A 17,156-nucleotide genomic window follows, 5' to 3' on the forward strand; every position below is an offset into this window, starting at 1 on the left:
ACGAGCCGGCAGCGCTCTACTTGACCGGGATCGTCGTGCCGGCCGGAACCGGCACGGCGGTCACGCTGTTCTGCGGGCTGCCGCTGACGATGCGGTCCGAATACGTCAGGTAGACCAGCGTATTGCGCTTGCGATCGACCGCGCGCACCACATGCAGGGTCTTGAACAGCACCGACATGCGCTCGGAAAAGACGTTGTCCTGCTGCTTCAGCGGCCCCTTGAAGGCGATGGTCCCCACCTGCCGGCACGCGATCGAGGCTTCCGGCGGGTCTTCCGCCATGCCCAGCTGGCCCTTGATGCCGCCGGTGCGGGCCCGCGACACGTAGCAGGTGATGCCCTCGACCTGCGGGTCGTCATAGGCTTCGATGACGACCTTGTCGGAGCCGGTCACGCGGAAATTGGTGCTGACGCTGCCGATCTCCTCGGCATGCGCGCCGCCCGTGGCCGCCGCGCAGGCGGCCAGGGCCAGGATCGTGCAGGATCGCTTCATCATGGTGGATGGCAACGTGTCAGGTCACCGACGACTTGATGTCGCCGTGGCGCTTTTCCATTTCCTGGCGCAGTGCACGGCGCTGCTGGGCGGCGGCAAAGCGCTGGCGCTCGACTTCATCGCGCGGCTCAAGCGGCGGCACTTCCGCCGGGGCGCCGTTGTCGTCGACCGCCACCATGGTGAAGTAGCAGCTGTTGGTGTGGCGCACCAGCTTGCTGCGGATATTCTCGGTCACGACCTTGATGCCGATTTCCATCGAGCTGCGGCCGGTAAAGTTGACCGAGGCCAGGAAGGTCACCAGCTCGCCCACGTGGATGGGCTGGCGGAACACCACCTGGTCAACCGACAGCGTCACCACGTAGCGGCCCGCATAGCGGCTGGCGCAGGCATACGCGACCATGTCCAGGTACTTCAGGATGGTGCCGCCGTGGACGTTGCCGGAGAAATTGGCCATGTCCGGCGTCATCAGCACGGTCATGGAAAGCTGGTGGGACAGGTCGTTCATGATGCGGGGAGTTCGGATCGGGGGCGCGGATTGCGGGGGCGGTCGCCCGGGCCGGCTGGCGGCATCCAGGCGCCGGCAGTTTAACCCGGATCGGCCCCGCCGTTGCCGGTCATCGCGCACGGCGCGCAAAACAAAAAAGCGGCCTGCCTGGCCGCTCTTTCACGCTGTGGACACAAACTGCTTACTTCTTCTTGTTCACCGCGTCCTTGAAACCCTGTCCGGCGGAAAACTTGACCGTCTTGGCGGCCGGGATCTTGATGGTTTCGCCGGTGCGTGGATTGCGTCCGGTGCGCGCGGCGCGCTTGCCGGCGCTGAAGCTGCCAAAACCTACGAGCGTGACCGAATCACCCTTTGCCACTGCCTTCTTGATGCTGTCCAGCGCTGCGTTGAGCGCGCGCTCAGCGGCGGCGTTGCTCAGTTCTGCTTCCGTGGCGATGGCCGATACCAGTTCACCTTTATTCATGGCTGATTTCCCTTGTTGGTCGTCGTGACCGATGTGCTTGCCTGGCGGCAAAACATCGATCGGCGCAGTCTAATCTGCCCCTTGTGCGTTGAGCAATCCCCAGTGGCACCAATGCAACGAAAAAACCCGCAAATCCTTGCTTGAGGCCGGTTAGCGGGCAATTTCCCGCTCTTTTCGCGCTTGTCATGGGCCCGCTTTGGCTGGCTGCGGCGTTGCGCCGCAAGGCAACGCTGTCACGGGCCCGGACCCGGCAAATGCCCGGAATTGGGGCGTCGCACCAAAACGGGTCAGCCGAACATGCCGGTGAAGCGCCATTCTGGCGCATATCAGGCACGGCGGCCGGCGCCCGGCTCCGACGTCCTGCGGGCCCGGTTCCCTGCGCGCGGCATTCCGGTGCGGATTCCGCCCACTCCGGTGCAGCCGGCACCAGGATGCAGCCGCAACTGGAATGCTTTTTGCATACCCATGCGCCCATTTTGAGCATGAGGTCACTATGGACAACTGGAAGACCGGCACCGACGCCATGTTTATCCTGCTTGGCGCCATCATGGTGCTGGCCATGCACGCCGGCTTTGCTTTCCTCGAGCTAGGCACGGTGCGCAAGAAAAACCAGGTCAATGCACTGGTAAAGATTCTGGTGGATTTCGCAGTTTCCACGATTGCCTATTTCTTTATCGGTTACACCATTGCCTACGGCGTGCAATTCATGTCCGGGGCAGAAACGCTGGCCCAGAAAAGCGGTTACGACCTGGTCAAGTTCTTTTTCCTGGCGACTTTTGCCGCCGCCATTCCGGCGATTATCTCGGGCGGTATTGCCGAACGTTCGCGCTTCAATCCGCAACTGGTCGCGACCTTCGTTCTGGTCGGTTTTGTCTATCCCTTCTTCGAAGGCATTGCGTGGAACCAGCGCTACGGGGTGCAGGACTGGATCACACAGGTTGCCGGCGCGCCGTTCCATGACTTTGCCGGCTCGGTGGTCGTGCATGCGCTGGGCGGCTGGATCGCGCTGCCGGCGGTGCTGCTGCTCGGCGCGCGGCGGGGGCGCTACCAGAAGGACGGGCGCATCAGCGCCCATCCGCCTTCCAATATCCCGTTCCTGGCGCTGGGTGCGTGGATCCTGGCAGTGGGCTGGTTCGGCTTCAACGTGATGAGCGCGCAGACCGTCGACAAGATCAGCGGCCTGGTTGCAATCAATTCGCTGATGGCGATGGCCGGTGGCACGCTGGCGGCGTGGGCCGCCGGGCGCAATGATCCCGGCTTTGCCTACAACGGCCCGCTGGCCGGGCTGGTGGCGGTATGCGCCGGTTCGGACCTGATGCACCCGCTGGGCGCACTGATCACGGGCGGAGTTGCGGGCGCCCTCTTCGTCTATATGTTTACGCTGGCGCAGAACAGGTGGCATATCGACGATGTGCTGGGCGTCTGGCCGCTGCACGGGCTGTGCGGCGCCTGGGGCGGCATCGCCGCGGGCATTTTCGGGGCCAGGGCACTGGGCGGGCTGGGCGGCGTGTCGCTCGGCGCGCAGCTGATCGGCACGGTGCTGGGGATCGTGGTGGCGCTGGCGGGTGGCACGCTGGTATACGGCGCGCTCAAGAAGCTGGTCGGCATCCGGCTCGATGCCGAAGGCGAGTTCAACGGCGCGGACCTGACGCTGCACCGCATCTCCGCCACGCCGGAGCGCGAAACCAACTGGTAAGGCGGTTGCGCCGCCCGGCAGCGCCTGGGCAAGCTGGCCTGCCGGCCCGCTTGCCTTGACAATTATTTGCTTGCACTTCGAGGCACGGCATTCCAATAATTGCCGTGCCCACGTATTGCGCCGCGTCAGCGCGCAGGGCTGCACCACTCACCCAAACCGAGAGGACACGCCGATGGATGCCACGACTTTCGACAACCTCAAGACCCTGGTGGTCGCCTATGCCACGCAGTTCGGGGTCAAGATCCTGGCAGCCCTAGCGTTCTGGGTCATCGGCCGATGGCTGATCCATTTTGTCGTACGGATGGTGCAGAACGCGCTCGGCAAGCAGAAGGTCGACCCGACGCTGCTGCGCTATGTGGGTTCGATCGTCACGGTCACGCTGAATGTGGTGCTGGTGATCGGCATCCTCGGCTACTTCGGCATCCAGACCACCACCTTCGCCGCGCTGATTGCCGCCGCCGGTGTGGCCATTGGCATGGCATGGTCGGGACTGATGTCGAATTTCGCGGCCGGCGCGTTCCTGGTGGTGCTGCGGCCGTTCAAGGTGGGTGACTTCGTTACCATTGGCGGCGTCACCGGCACGGTGCGCGAGATCGGGCTGTTCGCCACGTCGCTCGATACGCCGGACAACGTGCAGACCGTGATCGGCAATAACAAGATCTTCAGCGATACCATCCAGAACTTCACCGCCAATCCGTACCGGCGCGTGGAACTGAAGGCCCAGCTGGCGGGCAGCACCGACGTGGCCGATGCGGCGGCGCTGCTCAAGTCGCGCATCGCGCAGATCCCGAACGTGCTGCCGGAACCCGCGGTCGACGTGGAGATCCTGGAATTCACGCTGGTCGGGCCGGTGCTGGCGGTACGCCCGCATTGCCACAACGACCATTACTGGCAGGTGTACTTCGACACCAACCGCATCATCCGCGAGTGCTTCGGCCAGGCCGGCTATGCCGCGCCCATGCCGGCACACATGGTGATCGTACAGCAGGCCGCCGCCTTGCAGCAGGCCGCCTGATTCGTCAGGCAGCCGCCCGGCCAGCGCCGGAGCTGCCGTAGTAACGCATCAACACCGCGCCAGCGCCGCATAGCGCCATCACCACGGCCAGCGGCAGCGCGGTGCCGTCGCGCCACACGCTCACGGCCGCGCCGCCGAGCGTGCCCAGCGAAAACTGCAGCGTACCCATCAGTGCCGAAGCCGTGCCGGCGCGATGCCCCTGGTGCGCCAGCGCCAGCGCCGAAGCATTGGGCGTGACGCAGCCCAGCGCACCGATAAAGACGAAGAATGCCGCCAGCAGCACCGGCAGCGTCGCCAGCCCGGCCAGCGCCGCCACGGCCAGCACCGCGCCCGCGGCGCAAGGCGCCAGCAGCGCCCGTCCCAGGACCTGGTCGAGCGTGCGACCGTGCACCAGCCGGCTGTTGAGCTGCGACATGACGATCAGGCCCAGCGCATTGGCGCCGAACACGAAACCATAGTGCGACGGCGCAATGCCGTGCAGCTCGATCAGCACGAACGGCGAACCCGAGATATACGCGAACATCCCCGCCGACCCGAAACCGGCCGACATCGAGTAGCCGACGAATTCACGGTCGCGCAGCAGCTCGCCGTAGCTCCTGGCCACGGTGCCAAGCCGCAGCGGCGCCGCCTGGCGCCGGTCCAGCGACTCCTCCATGCGCCAGTGCACCAGCAACAGGATGGCCAGGCCGGCCGCCGCCAGCACCCAGAAGATCGTGCGCCAGCCGGCCGCCGTAAGGATCGCGCCGCCGATGACCGGCGCGAGGATCGGCGCCAGCCCCATCACCAGCATCAGCGACGAAAACGCGCGCGCCGATTCATGGGCCTCGAGCCGGTCGCGGATCACGGCGCGCGCCATCACCATGCCGGCGCAGCCGCCCAGCGCCTGCAGGAAGCGCCACAGCATCAGCGTCTCGGCATTGCGCGCCAGTGCGCATCCGATCGCCGCAACCACATAGAGCCCCAGTCCCAGATACAGCGGCGGCTTGCGGCCAAAGCGGTCGCTGAACGGCCCGTAGAACGCCTGCCCCACGGCAAGGCCGACCAGGAACGTGCCGAGGGTCAGCTGTACCTGGCCGATATCGACGCCAAGGTCGCCCGCCAGCGCGGGAAAGCTCGGCAGGTACATGTCGATCGACAGCGGCGCGATCGCCATCAGCGAGCCGCATATCAAAAGCCAGGCGGGAAAGCGCGCGGTCGAGGCAGCGCTCGGGGAACGGGACATGGAAGAAATCCGGTGCATGCGGTTGCGTGGCGATCACCGCCGCGGGCGATGCCGGGGCGCGGCTGCAAGCCGTTGGAAAGGGGCAATTGTTGCACAACATAACGAAAGCGATGCCGCAGCGGGTTGCACAGGTTTGAAGCACTCGTTCAGGAATATTGCCCTGCCAAGGTCGGGTTCGATGAAGTTGGCAGGATTGGCAAACTTGCCAGATGGTGGAATCAAGCGAGCATCTGACCGGAATGTGCACTGACGCCATGATGGCAGGCGTGGCGTGCCTTTCACGCCTGGCAAGGTGAAGGGTACAATGCCAGCCTGTCGGCGTGAGTGTCGCGTGACATGCGCGGCCGGCCTCGCAGAGACGGACGACAGTACCGCTCCCGGCAACGTTAGCCTGCATGAGAACACGACACACGCCGATTTCCGCTTCGCCTGGCCTGGCCACCCCTGCATGGGTGGCCGCGCTGCTGTTGCCGCTGGCGCTGCATGCGGCACCGGTGCCGGTGCCGGCGCGCAATGCCGCCGCGGCGTCGGCGCCGGCTGCCGCGGTCGACGAAGCCGAACCCCTGTCGCGCATGCTCAAGGGGGCGGCCACGGGCCAGAATACCGGGGCCGCCGGCGTGCCCGAACTGTTGCGCAATACCACGCGCCCCGACAACGTGCTGGCGCGCGCCTGCCGCCAGCTCAACGATGCCCTGCCGATCGAAATCGACGGCGAAACGCGGCTGCGCCGCTGCCAGTCGGTGCCCGGCAAGCACGTGCTGTTCCAGCTGGAACTGACTAATTACCGCGGGCCGATGCTGGATCTCGCCAGCTTCGAGGTCAACTATGCCGCGCCGCTGCAGCGCAATATCTGCGCCAACCGCGACGTGGAAATCCTGACCAAGCTCGGCGTCAGCCTGATGTTCCGCTACATGACCCGCAAGGACCGCGGAGAGCGCCGCATCGGCGATGTCTACATCAATGCGCCGATCTGCACGTCGGCGCTGCGCTGAAGCCGCAACCCGCCAGGAAACAAGAATCGATTGCAAATGACACCACGGTAATGCCGATGGGTGCCGGTTGGCGGTGGTCGGTGCCGGTACCGTCGCCAGCAAAAAAATGGCCCGCATCAGCAGGCCATTTCTTGGTCAGCAGGCAATCGGCGTCACGCCGCGCGCGGCCGCAATGGCAGCACGTTGGCCGCCCTGCGCACCAGCATGCGCGTATCTTTCCAGCCGGCATCGGCCAGCGGCGAACCCCACACCAGCTCATGCAGCCGGGCCAGCGCGAACGGGTTGCCCAGCAGCAGGTGCTTCTGCGCCGGTGTCAGCGCACGCGGACCATGGGTCAGCGCATGCTCGACCAGCGTTTCGTGGCGCCGGCGTGCCGCTTCGGGCTGCACCGGCCGCGCCGTCGCGGTCGCGCACATCAGCGCATTGGTGACCGGGTCCACCACCGCATCGACAAAGTCAGGCGTGTCCGCGGCGTTCTCGACATGCTGCTGCGTCTCGACGATCTCGCGCGGCACCAGCGTTTCTTCCGGGATCATGAACAGGCCCGCATTGCGCGAGGCACGGCCCAGCGACACGCGCGACAGCATCACCGACAACGGGATCGACATTGCCAGCGACCCGACGATCGGCAGCAGCCACAGCACGTACGACGGGTTCAGCCAGTAGACCAGACCGCCCCACGCAAACCCCAGCGCGGTGTGCCAGCCGTGACGGCGGAACGCCTCGCCCCAGGTGGTCTCGGCGTCTTCGCGCGGCGGCGATTTCCACGAGATGCCCCAGCCGCTGTAGGCGGCAATCACAAACTTGGTATGGAACAGCATCCGCGTAGGCGCCAGCAGCGCTGACAGCAGCACCTCGACCAGCATGCTGGCAAAGAGCTGCACCGCGCCGCCGTAGCGCCGCGCCTGCTTCATCAGCAGCACCACGCTGGCGAGCTTGGGCAGGAACAGCAGCGTGGCGGTCGCCGAGAACAGCGCCAGCGCCTTCTCCGGGTGCCACTCGGGCCAGGTCGGGAACAGCTGGTACTGCTGCGTGAAATACTCCGGCGGCACCAGCGCATGCTTGGCCAGCATCGCCGTGGACAGCAGCAGGAACAACAGCCACAGCGGCGCCGACAGGTAGGCCATGATGCCGGTCAGGAACACCGCGCGGTGCACCACGTGGAAGCCCTGCTTGAGCCACAGCCGGAAATTCATCAGGTTGCCCTGGCACCAGCGGCGGTCGCGCTTGACTTCGTCGAGCAGGTTCGGCGGCAGTTCTTCGTACGAGCCCTCGAGGTCGTACGCGATCCACACGCCCCAGCCGGCACGGCGCATCAGCGCGGCTTCGACGAAGTCGTGCGACAGGATTTCGCCGGACAGCGGACCGCGGCCCGGCAGCGGCGCCAGCGCGCAATGCTCGATGAACGGCTTGACGCGGATGATGGCGTTATGGCCCCAGTAGTGCGATTCGCCCAGCTGCCAGTAATGCAGGCCCGCGGTGAACAGCGGCCCGTACACGCGCGTGGCGAACTGCTGCACGCGCGCATACAGCGTCTCGCGGCCCACGGCCAGCGGCGCGGTCTGGATGATGCCGGCACCGGGGTTGGCCTCCATCAGCCGCACCAGCGTGGCCAGGCATTCGCCGCTCATCACGCTGTCGGCATCGAGCACCACCATGTAGCGATACTTGCTGCCCCAGCGGCGGCAAAAGTCGGCGACGTTGCCGGTCTTGCGCTTGACGCGGTGGCGGCGCCAGCGATAGAAGATGCGGCCGAAGCCGCCGACCGCGCGGCACAGTTCCATCCACGCATCGTGCTCGGCGGTGCGCAGGTCCGGATTGCCGCTGTCGGACAGCACGATGAAATCGAAATTGGACAGGTGGCTAGTGCGTGCCAGCGATTCATAGGTCGCGCGCAAGCCCGCGAACACCCGCGTCACGTCCTCGTTGCAGATCGGCATGATGATCGCGGTGCGCGCCTCGGGCGCGAGCGGCCCTTCGGGTGCGGCGGAGCGCGAGATCAGATGCCGGTCGCCGCCCTTGGCCAGCACCAGGAAGCCCATCATCGCGGTCCAGAAGCCCGCCGACACCCAGGAGAACAGGATGGCGAACAGGCCCAGGATCGCGATCTCGAGCGGATCGGCCCCGTGGTATGGCAGCACGCTGGTCATGAAGTAGGTGGCCAGCACGGTCTGGATCAGGACCAGGCCCAGCAGGACCCAGCGCCGGTGCGAGCCGGCCGGATGCCACATGCCTTCGGCATCGGGGCCGTCGTGCAGCGTGTCCCAGGTCTCGGGCACGGGCGGGCGGCCCAGCATGCGGCGCCAGGCATTGCGCAGCCAGCCGGTGACGATATGCGGCGGCCACTGGCGCGGCACCATCGAGCTGCGCTCCGGCTCGGGGCCGGTGTCGACCTTGACGGTGCCATCGTCGCGGCGCTGCAGCAGCGGCTCGCCGCCAACCTGAGGGTTGCCGTAGGCGATGGTGAAACGGCGGCCGACCGACGCGTAGGCGCCGCCGCCCTGCGCGGCGGGCGCGTCCTTGGCGGCAAGGCGCGACTGCAGGCGCGAGATCGCTTCCTGCGCGTCGCGGCCGTCGCGGCCATCGCCGCCGACCGGCAAGACCGTGCTGACCGGTGCCAGCGATGCCACCGGCGCCGCGGCCGCGGCGGGCATGTCGGCCAGCAGTTCGCTGCGGATTTCAGGCGATACGGGCAGGCGGTCGACATAGCGCTCGCATGCCGCTGCCTGGGCCGGTCGCTGCTTTAGCCTGGGGGTAAGATGTAGCTCCACGTCTCGGATAGGGTTGTATTGCCGTTGCGAAGATAGCCGCGCAACTCTACCGGCTTGGTTTCATCCTTGCGGCGCATCACCATGGTCATGCGCCAGCCGCCGGTCGCTTCATTGCGCTGTACCGACGTCTTCAGCAGTTCACCGTTGGCATCGGCCGAAACCACCGGGTCGATGCGAACGTCAGCGGGCAGCCTGCGGAAGCCCGGGCCTTCAAAGTCCACCACCAGCGAAAAGCTCGTGTCCTCCTTGCTGGCCGACTGGCCCCGGCCCAGCCGGGTCTGGCTCACCCATGACAGCGGCGGCAGCTGTTCGCCGTCCTTCTGCCACAGCAACCGGTACTCGTAGTCGAAGGCCTGCTTCGGCTTGGGCGGGTTGTCCGGCACCCAGTACGCGACGATGTTGTCGTTGGTCTCGTCCGGCGTCGGGATCTGCACCAGCTCGACCCGGCCCGAGCCCCAGTTGCCGCGCGGCTGCACCCAGCCGCTCGGGCGGCGTTCATACCATGCGCCCAGTTCCTGGTAGCTGTTGAAGCTGCGGTCGCGCTGCATCAGCCCGAAGCCCTGCGGGTTGGTCGCCGCGAAAGACGTCACCAGCAGGCGCTTGGGATTGACCAGCGGGCGCCAGACCCATTCGCCGGTACCCAGGTGGATCGACAGGCCGTCCGAGTCATGCACCTCGGGGCGGAAATCCTGCACCGGCGACGGCTGGTTCTCGCCGAACAGATACATGCTGGTCAGCGGCGCCAGGCCCAGCTTGGTCACGTTCTCGCGCAGGAACAGCCGCGACTTGACCTCCATCGCGGTCTCGGCGCCCGGCTTGATGGTGAAGCGGTAGGCGCCGCTCATGCGGCGCGAATCCATCAGTGCATAGACGATGAGCTCCTTGGCATTGGGGCCAGGCCGCTCGATCCAGTATTCGACGAAGCGCGGGAATTCCTCGCCGGAATTGAGCGCGGTGTCCACCGCCAGGCCACGCGCCGAGAGGCCATACCACTGGTCCTTGCCGAGCGCACGGAAATAGCTGGCACCAAGGAACGACGCCAGTTCGTCCTTGCGCTTGCCCTGGTTCAGCGGATACAGGATGCGGAAGCCGGCGAAGCCAAGCCCCTTGAGCTTGGCGGCGTCGACCTTGTGGGGTCCGTAGTTGAACGCGGCGGGATCGAAGCGGAATTCACGCACGCTGTTGCCCACCACTTCATGGATGCGCACCGGCTGGTCGAACACCATGCCCTCATGGAAGAACGACAGCTCGAACGGCGAGCGCGTGCCGCGCCAGGCGAAACGCTCGGGCTTGTACTCGATCTCGCGGTAGCGCTCGTAGGACAGTTCGCGCAGTTCGCGCGGCAGGTTCTGCAGCGGGGCCTTGTATGGCGATGCTGCCAGTTGCTTGGCGCGCGCGGCGACGGTATCGAAATCGAACGCCTGCGCCGTCATGGCGCACAGTGCCAGGATGCTGCCGCCCAGCCATGCCGCGATCCGTACCCCGGCGCGCGCGCTGCGGCGACGGGCCGGCCCGGGGGCGGGCGCGGAAAATATTGCGGACAAGCGTGGCGTGGCGATCTGTGACATGTATGCCAGGGGAACAGTTAAAACGGAGTGACCGGCATCGGCGGTCGGGGCGAAGAGCCTTGCAGGCGGCGCCGCAAGGCACGACACAGCAAGAGGCGGGCCGGGTCCAATATGGCGTGGCCCGAACACGGGTCTCGGCGCCCGCGAGGCACTGTGTCCGGTTTGTTGCGATGCGCAATAAACCATAACAATTCGAGACGCCAAAGTCACGTTTCGACCACGCAAGGTTTGAAACAAAATGTTGATGGGGTTGCCCGAAAGCCGCTCCGGGCAAGGCTTTGCGGGCGTTCAGGTCACACCGGCTCAAGCGCCGGCGAGCGCAAAGCTCGCCGGACCTCCGGACCAGCGTGATCGGCCGGGGTGCCGGCCGTCACCCCGCGCTCGACACTTTTAATACGGTGTTACTTTTTAGCGCCTTCGCTGTAGGGATCGAACTTGCCGCTCTTGGCGCCTTCGGAATAGGTATCGAACTTGCCGCTCTTCATCCCGCCCTGGCTGTATGAATCGAACTTCTGCGCCCCGCCCTCGATCGGCTCCATCTGGTCAGGCCGCGCCCCGGGGTTGAGCGAAGTCACGTTGTCGCTTTTTGCGCCATCGGTGTACGTGCTGAACTTGTCCTGCTTGGCCCCATCGGTGTACGTGCTGAACTTGTCCTGCTTGGCGCCGTCGGTGTAGGGATTGAACTTGTCGGCCTTGCCGGTCTGGGCGTGCAGTGTGCCGAAGGCACAGGCACCGGCCAGGCCAATGATGAGATAGCGCAGCTTCATGGAATCTCCTCTCGGGGGAAAGGCGCTTGCCTTTGCGGTGCGCACCGCTGACAGCCGCTGCGGAACAGGGGATGGCAAGCGTTGGGGCAGCAATCAACGCTAGGTCAGCGCTACGCCGGTGTCAACCGCGCCGGCGCCGCCGCAATGCGGCAAAGTGGTCGTCGCCAGCCCTGCATTGCGCTTACAATGCCACCCAAACGACCCATCCGGCTTGCCCGCGCAATGCCTTCCGTCGGCTCGCGGCACGCCAACATGAAGCCAAAGGAATCGTCATGCTGCCTCGGCAAACAGACCGCACTGCCCGCCCGGCCACCCGCGCCGCCATCCGCGCCGCCATCGCCGGCGTGCTCGGCTCCACGCTGCTGCTGGCCGTGGCCGCGCCGGCCCACGCGTACTTCGACAACTACCTGAGCGGTTCCATCATCGGCACGCTCAACGAGAAGGAAGGTGCCTCGCTGTCGCAATCGGTGCGCAAGGCGCTGAACGATACCGCCGACGGCCAGTCGGTGACGTGGACCTATCCGGCCAGCGGCCGGCGCCAGCAGGTGGATGGCACCATCACCCCTGTTGAAAGCAAGACCGACAAGGGCCAGCAGTGCCGGCGGCTGGAGTCGGAACTCAAGCGCGGCAGTTCGCAGGAGCACTGGAAAGGCTGGTTCTGCAAGCAGCCCAGCGGGCAATGGAAGGCCCGCCACGTCGACGGCTGAAGCAGGCAGCCCGCGCGCGCAGTGCTTAGGCCACGCTCATGCGGCGCGCGACGGCGCCCGCTGCGGCCGCGCAGCCGGATCGATCTGCGCGCTACCCGGCCGCTCGAACCATTTTGCTTCAGGCACGTAGACAGTCTGCTCCGGCTGCGCCATGAAGTGCGGCGACATGATCTGCACGCCGTGCGTGTTGAACTGGTCCTGGATCGCCGCGTGCAGCGCGGATAGCGCATAGAAGCGGTTGCGCGGGTCATCCAGCGCGGCAAACAGTTCGTATTCGACATAGAAGTCCGACAAGCCACGCTGCAGCACGAACGGCGTCGGCGACGCCGCCACGTGCTCGGCCTGCGCGGCCGCGGCCAGCAGCATGGCATGGACCTGCCGCCACGGCGTGTCGTAGCCGATGGTGACCGAGGTCGAAATCATCGCGGCCTGCCAGACCTCTTTCGTGCCGGTATCGCGCACGCTGCCGTGCCGGGTGTAGTTGTGGATCGCGCTGCCGACCACCACCGCATTCGGCAGCGTCACCTCCTCGTTGCGCAGGTTGATGACCTTGACCGACAGCGCGTCGAGCGAGGCCACCGTGCCGACGGTGTCGCCGATGCATACCATGTCCCCGCGCCGCAGCGCGCGCGAGTACACCACCACCATGCCGCTCATCAGCTGGTTGACCACGTTAGCCGAGCCCAGCGTCACCATAAAGCCGAGCAGCACCGACAAGCCCTTGAACACATCGCTTTCCGAGCCCGGGATATAGGGGTAGGCGAAGGTGAAGCCCAGCGCCCAGATCAACGCCGCGGCCAGGCGCCGCGTGGCGCCGGCGGTCTCGGCATGCAGCCCGGGCACCGAGACCTGGCCCTTCTGCACCGCCTTGAAGATATTCGATACCAGCCGCTGCACCGCGCGCGTGATCAGCAGGATCACCACTACCGTCACCAGCCCTGGCACCGCCCCAACCATCGACACGGCAATGCCTGACAGCAGGTGGAGGATGAACGCGCCCATGCGGTCGCCCATCGGCTGCGTCAGCGGAAACTGTTCGAGCGCGAACTCCAGCCAGGCAAAGGCCAGCACCAGCACCACGCCGACGGCAACGATCTGCACCAGGCGCGCAACCAGCTGGTAGAGCGCGCCGGTCCAGTCGAACTGCCCGGCCCGGCGTTCGAGGTGCTGCGCCACGTGGCGCTGCAATGCCGAGCGCAGGCGCGCGCGCAGCGTCACGCTGGCGCGCGCGACGCCCCAGGCCAGCGCGGCCAGCACGCCCAGGCCGAGCAGGCTCAGCGCCCCGCCGCGGAACAGGTTGGGCCAGTGCAGGTGCGCGCGCCGCGCGGCAATGGCCTGGCGCAGCGCCGCCGCGGCCTGCGCGCCGGCAGCTTCCAGCGTGAGGTTGTCTTCCGGGGAAAGGTCTTGCATGGCCAGGGCGAACAGCAACCGGTCGCCGAGCCGGAACGCGATCATCGGCGCGTCGCCAAGGGTGCCGCTGAGCTGCCCGAGCGGCTGGGCCAGTTCGGCTTCGGTGAGACCGTCGAACAACTGCTGGGCGCGCGCTACGCGCATGGCCGGCGTCGCGCCGCCGATGGCTGCGCGCAGCGTGGCGATGGGACGGTCCATCAGCCGCAGTTCCGCGACTTCGCCGCTGGGCACGGCGATCGGGACTGGTGCCGTTGCCGGTGCCAGCGTGGCCGCCCATGCCGGCAGGCACAGCAGCGCCAGCGTCCACAGGATTGCGATTCGCCGCCACCAAGCTGCAAGCGCTGCCATAGACGCTCCTGTCCGAGGGTTGCATTGCGCCGGCCCGGCACCGCAGGCCAGGCCGGCACGATGCCCGCTAGCATAGCGTGCACAGCTGCGCACGCAAAGCCGTCGCGCAGGAACGAAAAAAAGGAGGCCGTAGCCTCCTGTCTCGATCCGCCGCAACGACCCTGCCTTTCCCCCCGGAAGGCACGGCATGGCGTGCCACAGGGCTGTTGCTCACGCGGCAGGGTCATGTGGACATGGCCCCGCCGTCGTGCCACGCCATCGCAGCGCAGCGGCATGGCGGCACGGACGCCGGCCGCTTCCCCGCTTGCCGGGGAACCGGGCACCGGGCGCCCGCCGCCATCGGCAGCGCGCTCAGGCGCCTTTCTTCGTCATCGGGTCCTTGGTAGAGGGAGCGTGGCTCTTGCTTTTCTTGGCGCTGGTCTTCTTGGCCTTGGCCTTCTGCTTGCCGTCGGCCTTGGCCGGCGCAGCCTTGTCGGCAGCCGGTGCCGCCGGCGTGGCGGGGGTTGCCGGAGTGGCCGGCGTTGCCTGCGCCATCGCGCCCGCACCGAACATTGCCAGCGACAGCATGACGATCCACTTCTTCATTACGGTCTCCTCGTGAGCCCTGCGTGTAGGAATGCCTGCAATGACCGGCACGCGATTCGCGCCGGGTCATTTGCATCAACGAGGACGGTTTGCACGCGGTTGACCGGGACAAACCCTGACAGGAGCATCGGCGCCGCCGGCGGGGTCCGGCTCAACTCAGCGCCTCAACTCAGCGGCACAGCCTGCGCAGCAGTTCACCCGCGATCGTGCCGGGGCCGGCAGGCTGGAAGGTGCCGTACTGCGGCGCGCGGATCGTATAGAGCGAATTGCCGCGCGCGTAGCGCTTGCTGTACAGCGTCTGCTCGACCACCGCGAACATCGACGTGGCACAGTCGAGCACCATGCGCTTGAGCGACGAGCGGATCGGTTCGCCGTTGGCGGTGCGGATCACCCCCGACGGTGAATTGCGCATCAGCACGACACCGACCTGCGTGCCCTGGCGCCGGGTCGCCGACTGGTCGAAGTACGAGACCACGCCGTTGGCCCCCATCAGCGGCAACCAGCGCTGCGGGTCGGGTGCACCAGGGTCGGGCGCTGCCACCAGACGGCAGCCTTCCCTGGGCGTGGAGCGGAACACGGTGCCGGCGTCCGGCGCCTGGCACTCGTAAAGGCCGGCGGCCGCGGCCGGACGCTGGGCCGGCATGGCGCTGCCTTCGGCATGAGCGGCCGGGACGGCCAGGCCGAACATGCAGCCCGCCAGCGCGGCCGCATGCCCAAAAACACGGAACATCATTGAATTGCCCTCGTATAGACGGGAAAAGCGAGCCGCATTGTCGCACACGAAAGGCACGATGTGGCCGCTATGCACCGGTTGCGCACACGCACGCAAATGTCGTCGCCCCGCCCTCCGGGCCAGCAATGTGCTAACTCGTGTACTACAAATAGGGTATGGAGGCCGGCCATGCGTGGCGACGCCCGTTGCGGCGCCGCCCCATGCGAGGTCCGACAGCAATGCAGCATCCCAAGCCTTGCTTCCCATGCCACGACAAGACCAAGAAGCCTGTCAGGACCGCCATGCAAGTTGTTGCGATCTCGCTCCCGCGCCCACAGCGCGTACCGGTCGTCGGGGGCACCGGCAGCGTCGCTTTGCCGCACGCTCAATGCCGCTAGTCGTCCGACACACCGCCGCGGCGAGCCTGCTGGCCCTCCCCCTTTGCCTCGGCACCGCCCACGCCGCGCCGGCCGTGCAGCTGGGCTACGGCTTCGACGAGACCCATCACGTGCAGAAGGTCGAAATGGCCATGCTGTGGGATTCAGGCTTTGCGTGGGGCAATCCGCAGGGCTGGCTGATCGACCTCCAATGGGAAGTCAATATCGCGCGCTGGAACAGCAGCAGCGACAACAATCCGCATGACCTGTGGGAGTTCGGCGCCTCGCCGGTGGTCCGCATCGGCTGGTGGAAGCACGCGTGGGCGCCGTTCCTCGAACTGTCGGTCGGTCCGCGCTTGCTGACGGGAACGCGCACCTCGGACGACCATGTCATTTCCACGGCGTTCCAGTTCTCGGAATACGCGGGCCTGGGCGTGACCTTCGGCTCGGACCGGCGCTTTACCGCGGGCTACCGCTTCCAGCACCTGTCCAATGCCGGCATCAAGGAGCCCAATCCTGGCACCAGCTTCCACGTCATCTATCTGCGCTACCGCTTCTGAGCGCCGCTGGCTGCGCGGCGCCCAGCGTTTCAAACAGGGCGCGCGTGGCTTCATCGGCGGGGAAGAAGGACTCGATGCGCAGCTCCTGCAGCGTGATGTCCTGCGGAATGCCAAGCGTGGTCAGCGTCGAGAACAGCGACGCACGGAACGCGCCCGCATGCAGCACGACCGGCAGCACCGGCGGCGGCGGTCCTTCGGCGCCGTCGTCATCGGGGAGCAGTGCGCCGCCGGGGCCGACCATGTCGGGATGCCACGCGGCGATGCGCCGGAAGATCTCGCGCGCGGTCTGGTCGTGGGCCTGGCTCTGCAACTCCTGCCAGACGCGCCGCAGCAGGTAGCGTCCGACCTGGCGCGCGTTCTCGATCACCGGCCACAATCCCTGTGGATCGAACACCGACAGCATCAGGTTGACCCGGCGCGGACCGCCGCCATGCCCGCCGCCCCGCCCGCCTTCGTCCTCCAGCGACGCGGGCGCGCGTCCGTCGAGCAGCGTATCGAGCATGCGCCGGTAAGCCTGGTTAGCGTCGACCAGGTTCCAGAACCGGTCCAGCACCACGGCCGGGTACGGCTCCTGCTTGGACAGGATCAACGCGATCGCCTGCTGCACCATCTGCAACGGCGGCGAGGCCAGCGCATGCTCGCTGTAGGCCGGGGCGAAGCCGCCCGCCAGCAGCATGCGGTTGCGCTGGCGCAGCGGCACGCCGAGTCGCTCGGCCAGCGCCAGCACCATTTCGCGGCTGGGGCGGGCGCGCCCGGACTCCAGGAAGGAGATGTGGCGCTGCGACACCCCGGCGGCCAGCGACAGCGCCAGCTGGCTGTAGCCGCGCTTGCCGCGCCAGTAGCGCAGCAGGCCGGGAAAGTCGAGAGTGGTTTCGGAGGCGGGGGTCAGCGTTTCCATGCACTTATTACAGCATGGCCTGGCGCTGGGAGCGACTACCTGCCAGGTAATAGCAGCAATTCCCTGTCGG

General features: G+C 66.8%; 16 protein-coding genes. 5 read left to right on the forward strand and 11 right to left on the reverse strand.

The genetic code is table 11. The features are described 5' to 3' along the window. Positions 1-16 precede the first annotated feature (16 nt). From E1J61_RS05935 to E1J61_RS05945, 3 genes are all read right to left on the reverse strand, one after another. Positions 17-493, reverse strand: a complete 477-nt coding sequence (locus E1J61_RS05935; RefSeq protein ID WP_371702962.1) for a CreA family protein — start codon at positions 491-493, stop codon at positions 17-19. 16 nt (positions 494-509) lie between these two features. Then, positions 510-995 (reverse strand): acyl-CoA thioesterase, encoded by a 486-nt coding sequence (locus E1J61_RS05940; protein WP_133093205.1) that lies wholly within the window; start codon positions 993-995, stop codon positions 510-512. 181 nt (positions 996-1,176) lie between these two features. Further along, positions 1,177-1,458, reverse strand: coding sequence for an HU family DNA-binding protein (locus tag E1J61_RS05945; RefSeq protein ID WP_029047409.1), 282 nt, complete (start codon positions 1,456-1,458; stop codon positions 1,177-1,179). A 493-nt stretch (positions 1,459-1,951) separates the two neighbouring features. Between E1J61_RS05945 and E1J61_RS05950 the strand changes: the two genes are divergently transcribed. Together E1J61_RS05950 and E1J61_RS05955 are read left to right on the forward strand one after the other, a co-directional pair. Further along, positions 1,952-3,154, forward strand: coding sequence for an ammonium transporter (locus E1J61_RS05950; protein ID WP_133093206.1), 1,203 nt, complete (start codon positions 1,952-1,954; stop codon positions 3,152-3,154). A 172-nt stretch (positions 3,155-3,326) separates the two neighbouring features. After that, on the forward strand, positions 3,327-4,169 hold the full coding sequence (locus E1J61_RS05955) for a mechanosensitive ion channel family protein (RefSeq protein ID WP_133093207.1): 843 nt from the start codon (positions 3,327-3,329) through the stop codon (positions 4,167-4,169). Between the two features lie 4 nt (positions 4,170-4,173). Here the strand turns inward: E1J61_RS05955 and E1J61_RS05960 are convergent, their stop codons facing one another. After that, positions 4,174-5,391, reverse strand: a complete 1,218-nt coding sequence (locus E1J61_RS05960; RefSeq protein ID WP_133093208.1) for a Bcr/CflA family multidrug efflux MFS transporter — start codon at positions 5,389-5,391, stop codon at positions 4,174-4,176. A gap of 395 nt (positions 5,392-5,786) precedes the next feature. On the opposite strand from E1J61_RS05960, the gene E1J61_RS05965 reads away from it, so the two are divergent. Next, a complete protein-coding gene (locus E1J61_RS05965) occupies positions 5,787-6,383 on the forward strand; it encodes a hypothetical protein (RefSeq protein WP_165971433.1) in 597 nt (198 codons plus the stop codon). Positions 6,384-6,535: 152 nt separating this feature from the next. On the opposite strand, the gene mdoH is transcribed toward E1J61_RS05965, so the two are convergent. The 3 genes from mdoH to E1J61_RS05980 form a co-directional block, all read right to left on the reverse strand. Further along, complete coding sequence (gene mdoH / locus E1J61_RS05970) at positions 6,536-9,154, reverse strand: glucans biosynthesis glucosyltransferase MdoH (RefSeq protein WP_133093209.1); 2,619 nt, start codon at positions 9,152-9,154, stop codon at positions 6,536-6,538. Further along, entirely contained in the window at positions 9,127-10,722 is a 1,596-nt protein-coding gene (locus tag E1J61_RS05975; RefSeq protein WP_133093210.1) for a glucan biosynthesis protein G, read from the reverse strand. Before E1J61_RS05975 ends, mdoH begins: the two co-directional genes overlap by 28 nt. A 401-nt stretch (positions 10,723-11,123) precedes the next feature. Continuing rightward, complete coding sequence (locus E1J61_RS05980; protein WP_133093211.1) at positions 11,124-11,489, reverse strand: hypothetical protein; 366 nt, start codon at positions 11,487-11,489, stop codon at positions 11,124-11,126. A gap of 272 nt (positions 11,490-11,761) precedes the next feature. On the opposite strand from E1J61_RS05980, the gene E1J61_RS05985 reads away from it, so the two are divergent. Then, the gene (locus E1J61_RS05985) at positions 11,762-12,196 is read left to right on the forward strand and encodes an RT0821/Lpp0805 family surface protein (RefSeq protein ID WP_133093212.1); all 435 of its coding nucleotides are present in this window, start codon (positions 11,762-11,764) and stop codon (positions 12,194-12,196) included. Between the two features lie 36 nt (positions 12,197-12,232). On the opposite strand, the gene E1J61_RS05990 is transcribed toward E1J61_RS05985, so the two are convergent. The 3 genes from E1J61_RS05990 to E1J61_RS06000 all read right to left on the reverse strand — a co-directional run bounded on the left by E1J61_RS05990 (position 12,233) and on the right by E1J61_RS06000 (position 15,272). Further along, the gene (locus E1J61_RS05990) at positions 12,233-13,954 is read right to left on the reverse strand and encodes a mechanosensitive ion channel family protein (protein ID WP_133093213.1); all 1,722 of its coding nucleotides are present in this window, start codon (positions 13,952-13,954) and stop codon (positions 12,233-12,235) included. A gap of 351 nt (positions 13,955-14,305) precedes the next feature. Then, a complete protein-coding gene (locus E1J61_RS05995) occupies positions 14,306-14,539 on the reverse strand; it encodes a hypothetical protein (RefSeq protein ID WP_133093214.1) in 234 nt (77 codons plus the stop codon). Between the two features lie 169 nt (positions 14,540-14,708). After that, positions 14,709-15,272, reverse strand: a complete 564-nt coding sequence (locus E1J61_RS06000; RefSeq protein ID WP_133093215.1) for a surface-adhesin E family protein — start codon at positions 15,270-15,272, stop codon at positions 14,709-14,711. Positions 15,273-15,639: 367 nt separating this feature from the next. Between E1J61_RS06000 and E1J61_RS06005 the strand changes: the two genes are divergently transcribed. Then, entirely contained in the window at positions 15,640-16,188 is a 549-nt protein-coding gene (locus tag E1J61_RS06005) for an acyloxyacyl hydrolase (RefSeq protein WP_240745788.1), read from the forward strand. On the opposite strand, the gene E1J61_RS06010 is transcribed toward E1J61_RS06005, so the two are convergent. Further along, on the reverse strand, positions 16,163-17,086 hold the full coding sequence (locus E1J61_RS06010; RefSeq protein WP_133093217.1) for a helix-turn-helix domain-containing protein: 924 nt from the start codon (positions 17,084-17,086) through the stop codon (positions 16,163-16,165). The genes E1J61_RS06005 and E1J61_RS06010 overlap by 26 nt on opposite strands. Positions 17,087-17,156 lie beyond the last annotated feature (70 nt).

This window comes from Cupriavidus sp. L7L, from assembly GCF_004353535.1.
Taxonomy (GTDB): domain Bacteria; phylum Pseudomonadota; class Gammaproteobacteria; order Burkholderiales; family Burkholderiaceae; genus Cupriavidus; species Cupriavidus oxalaticus_A.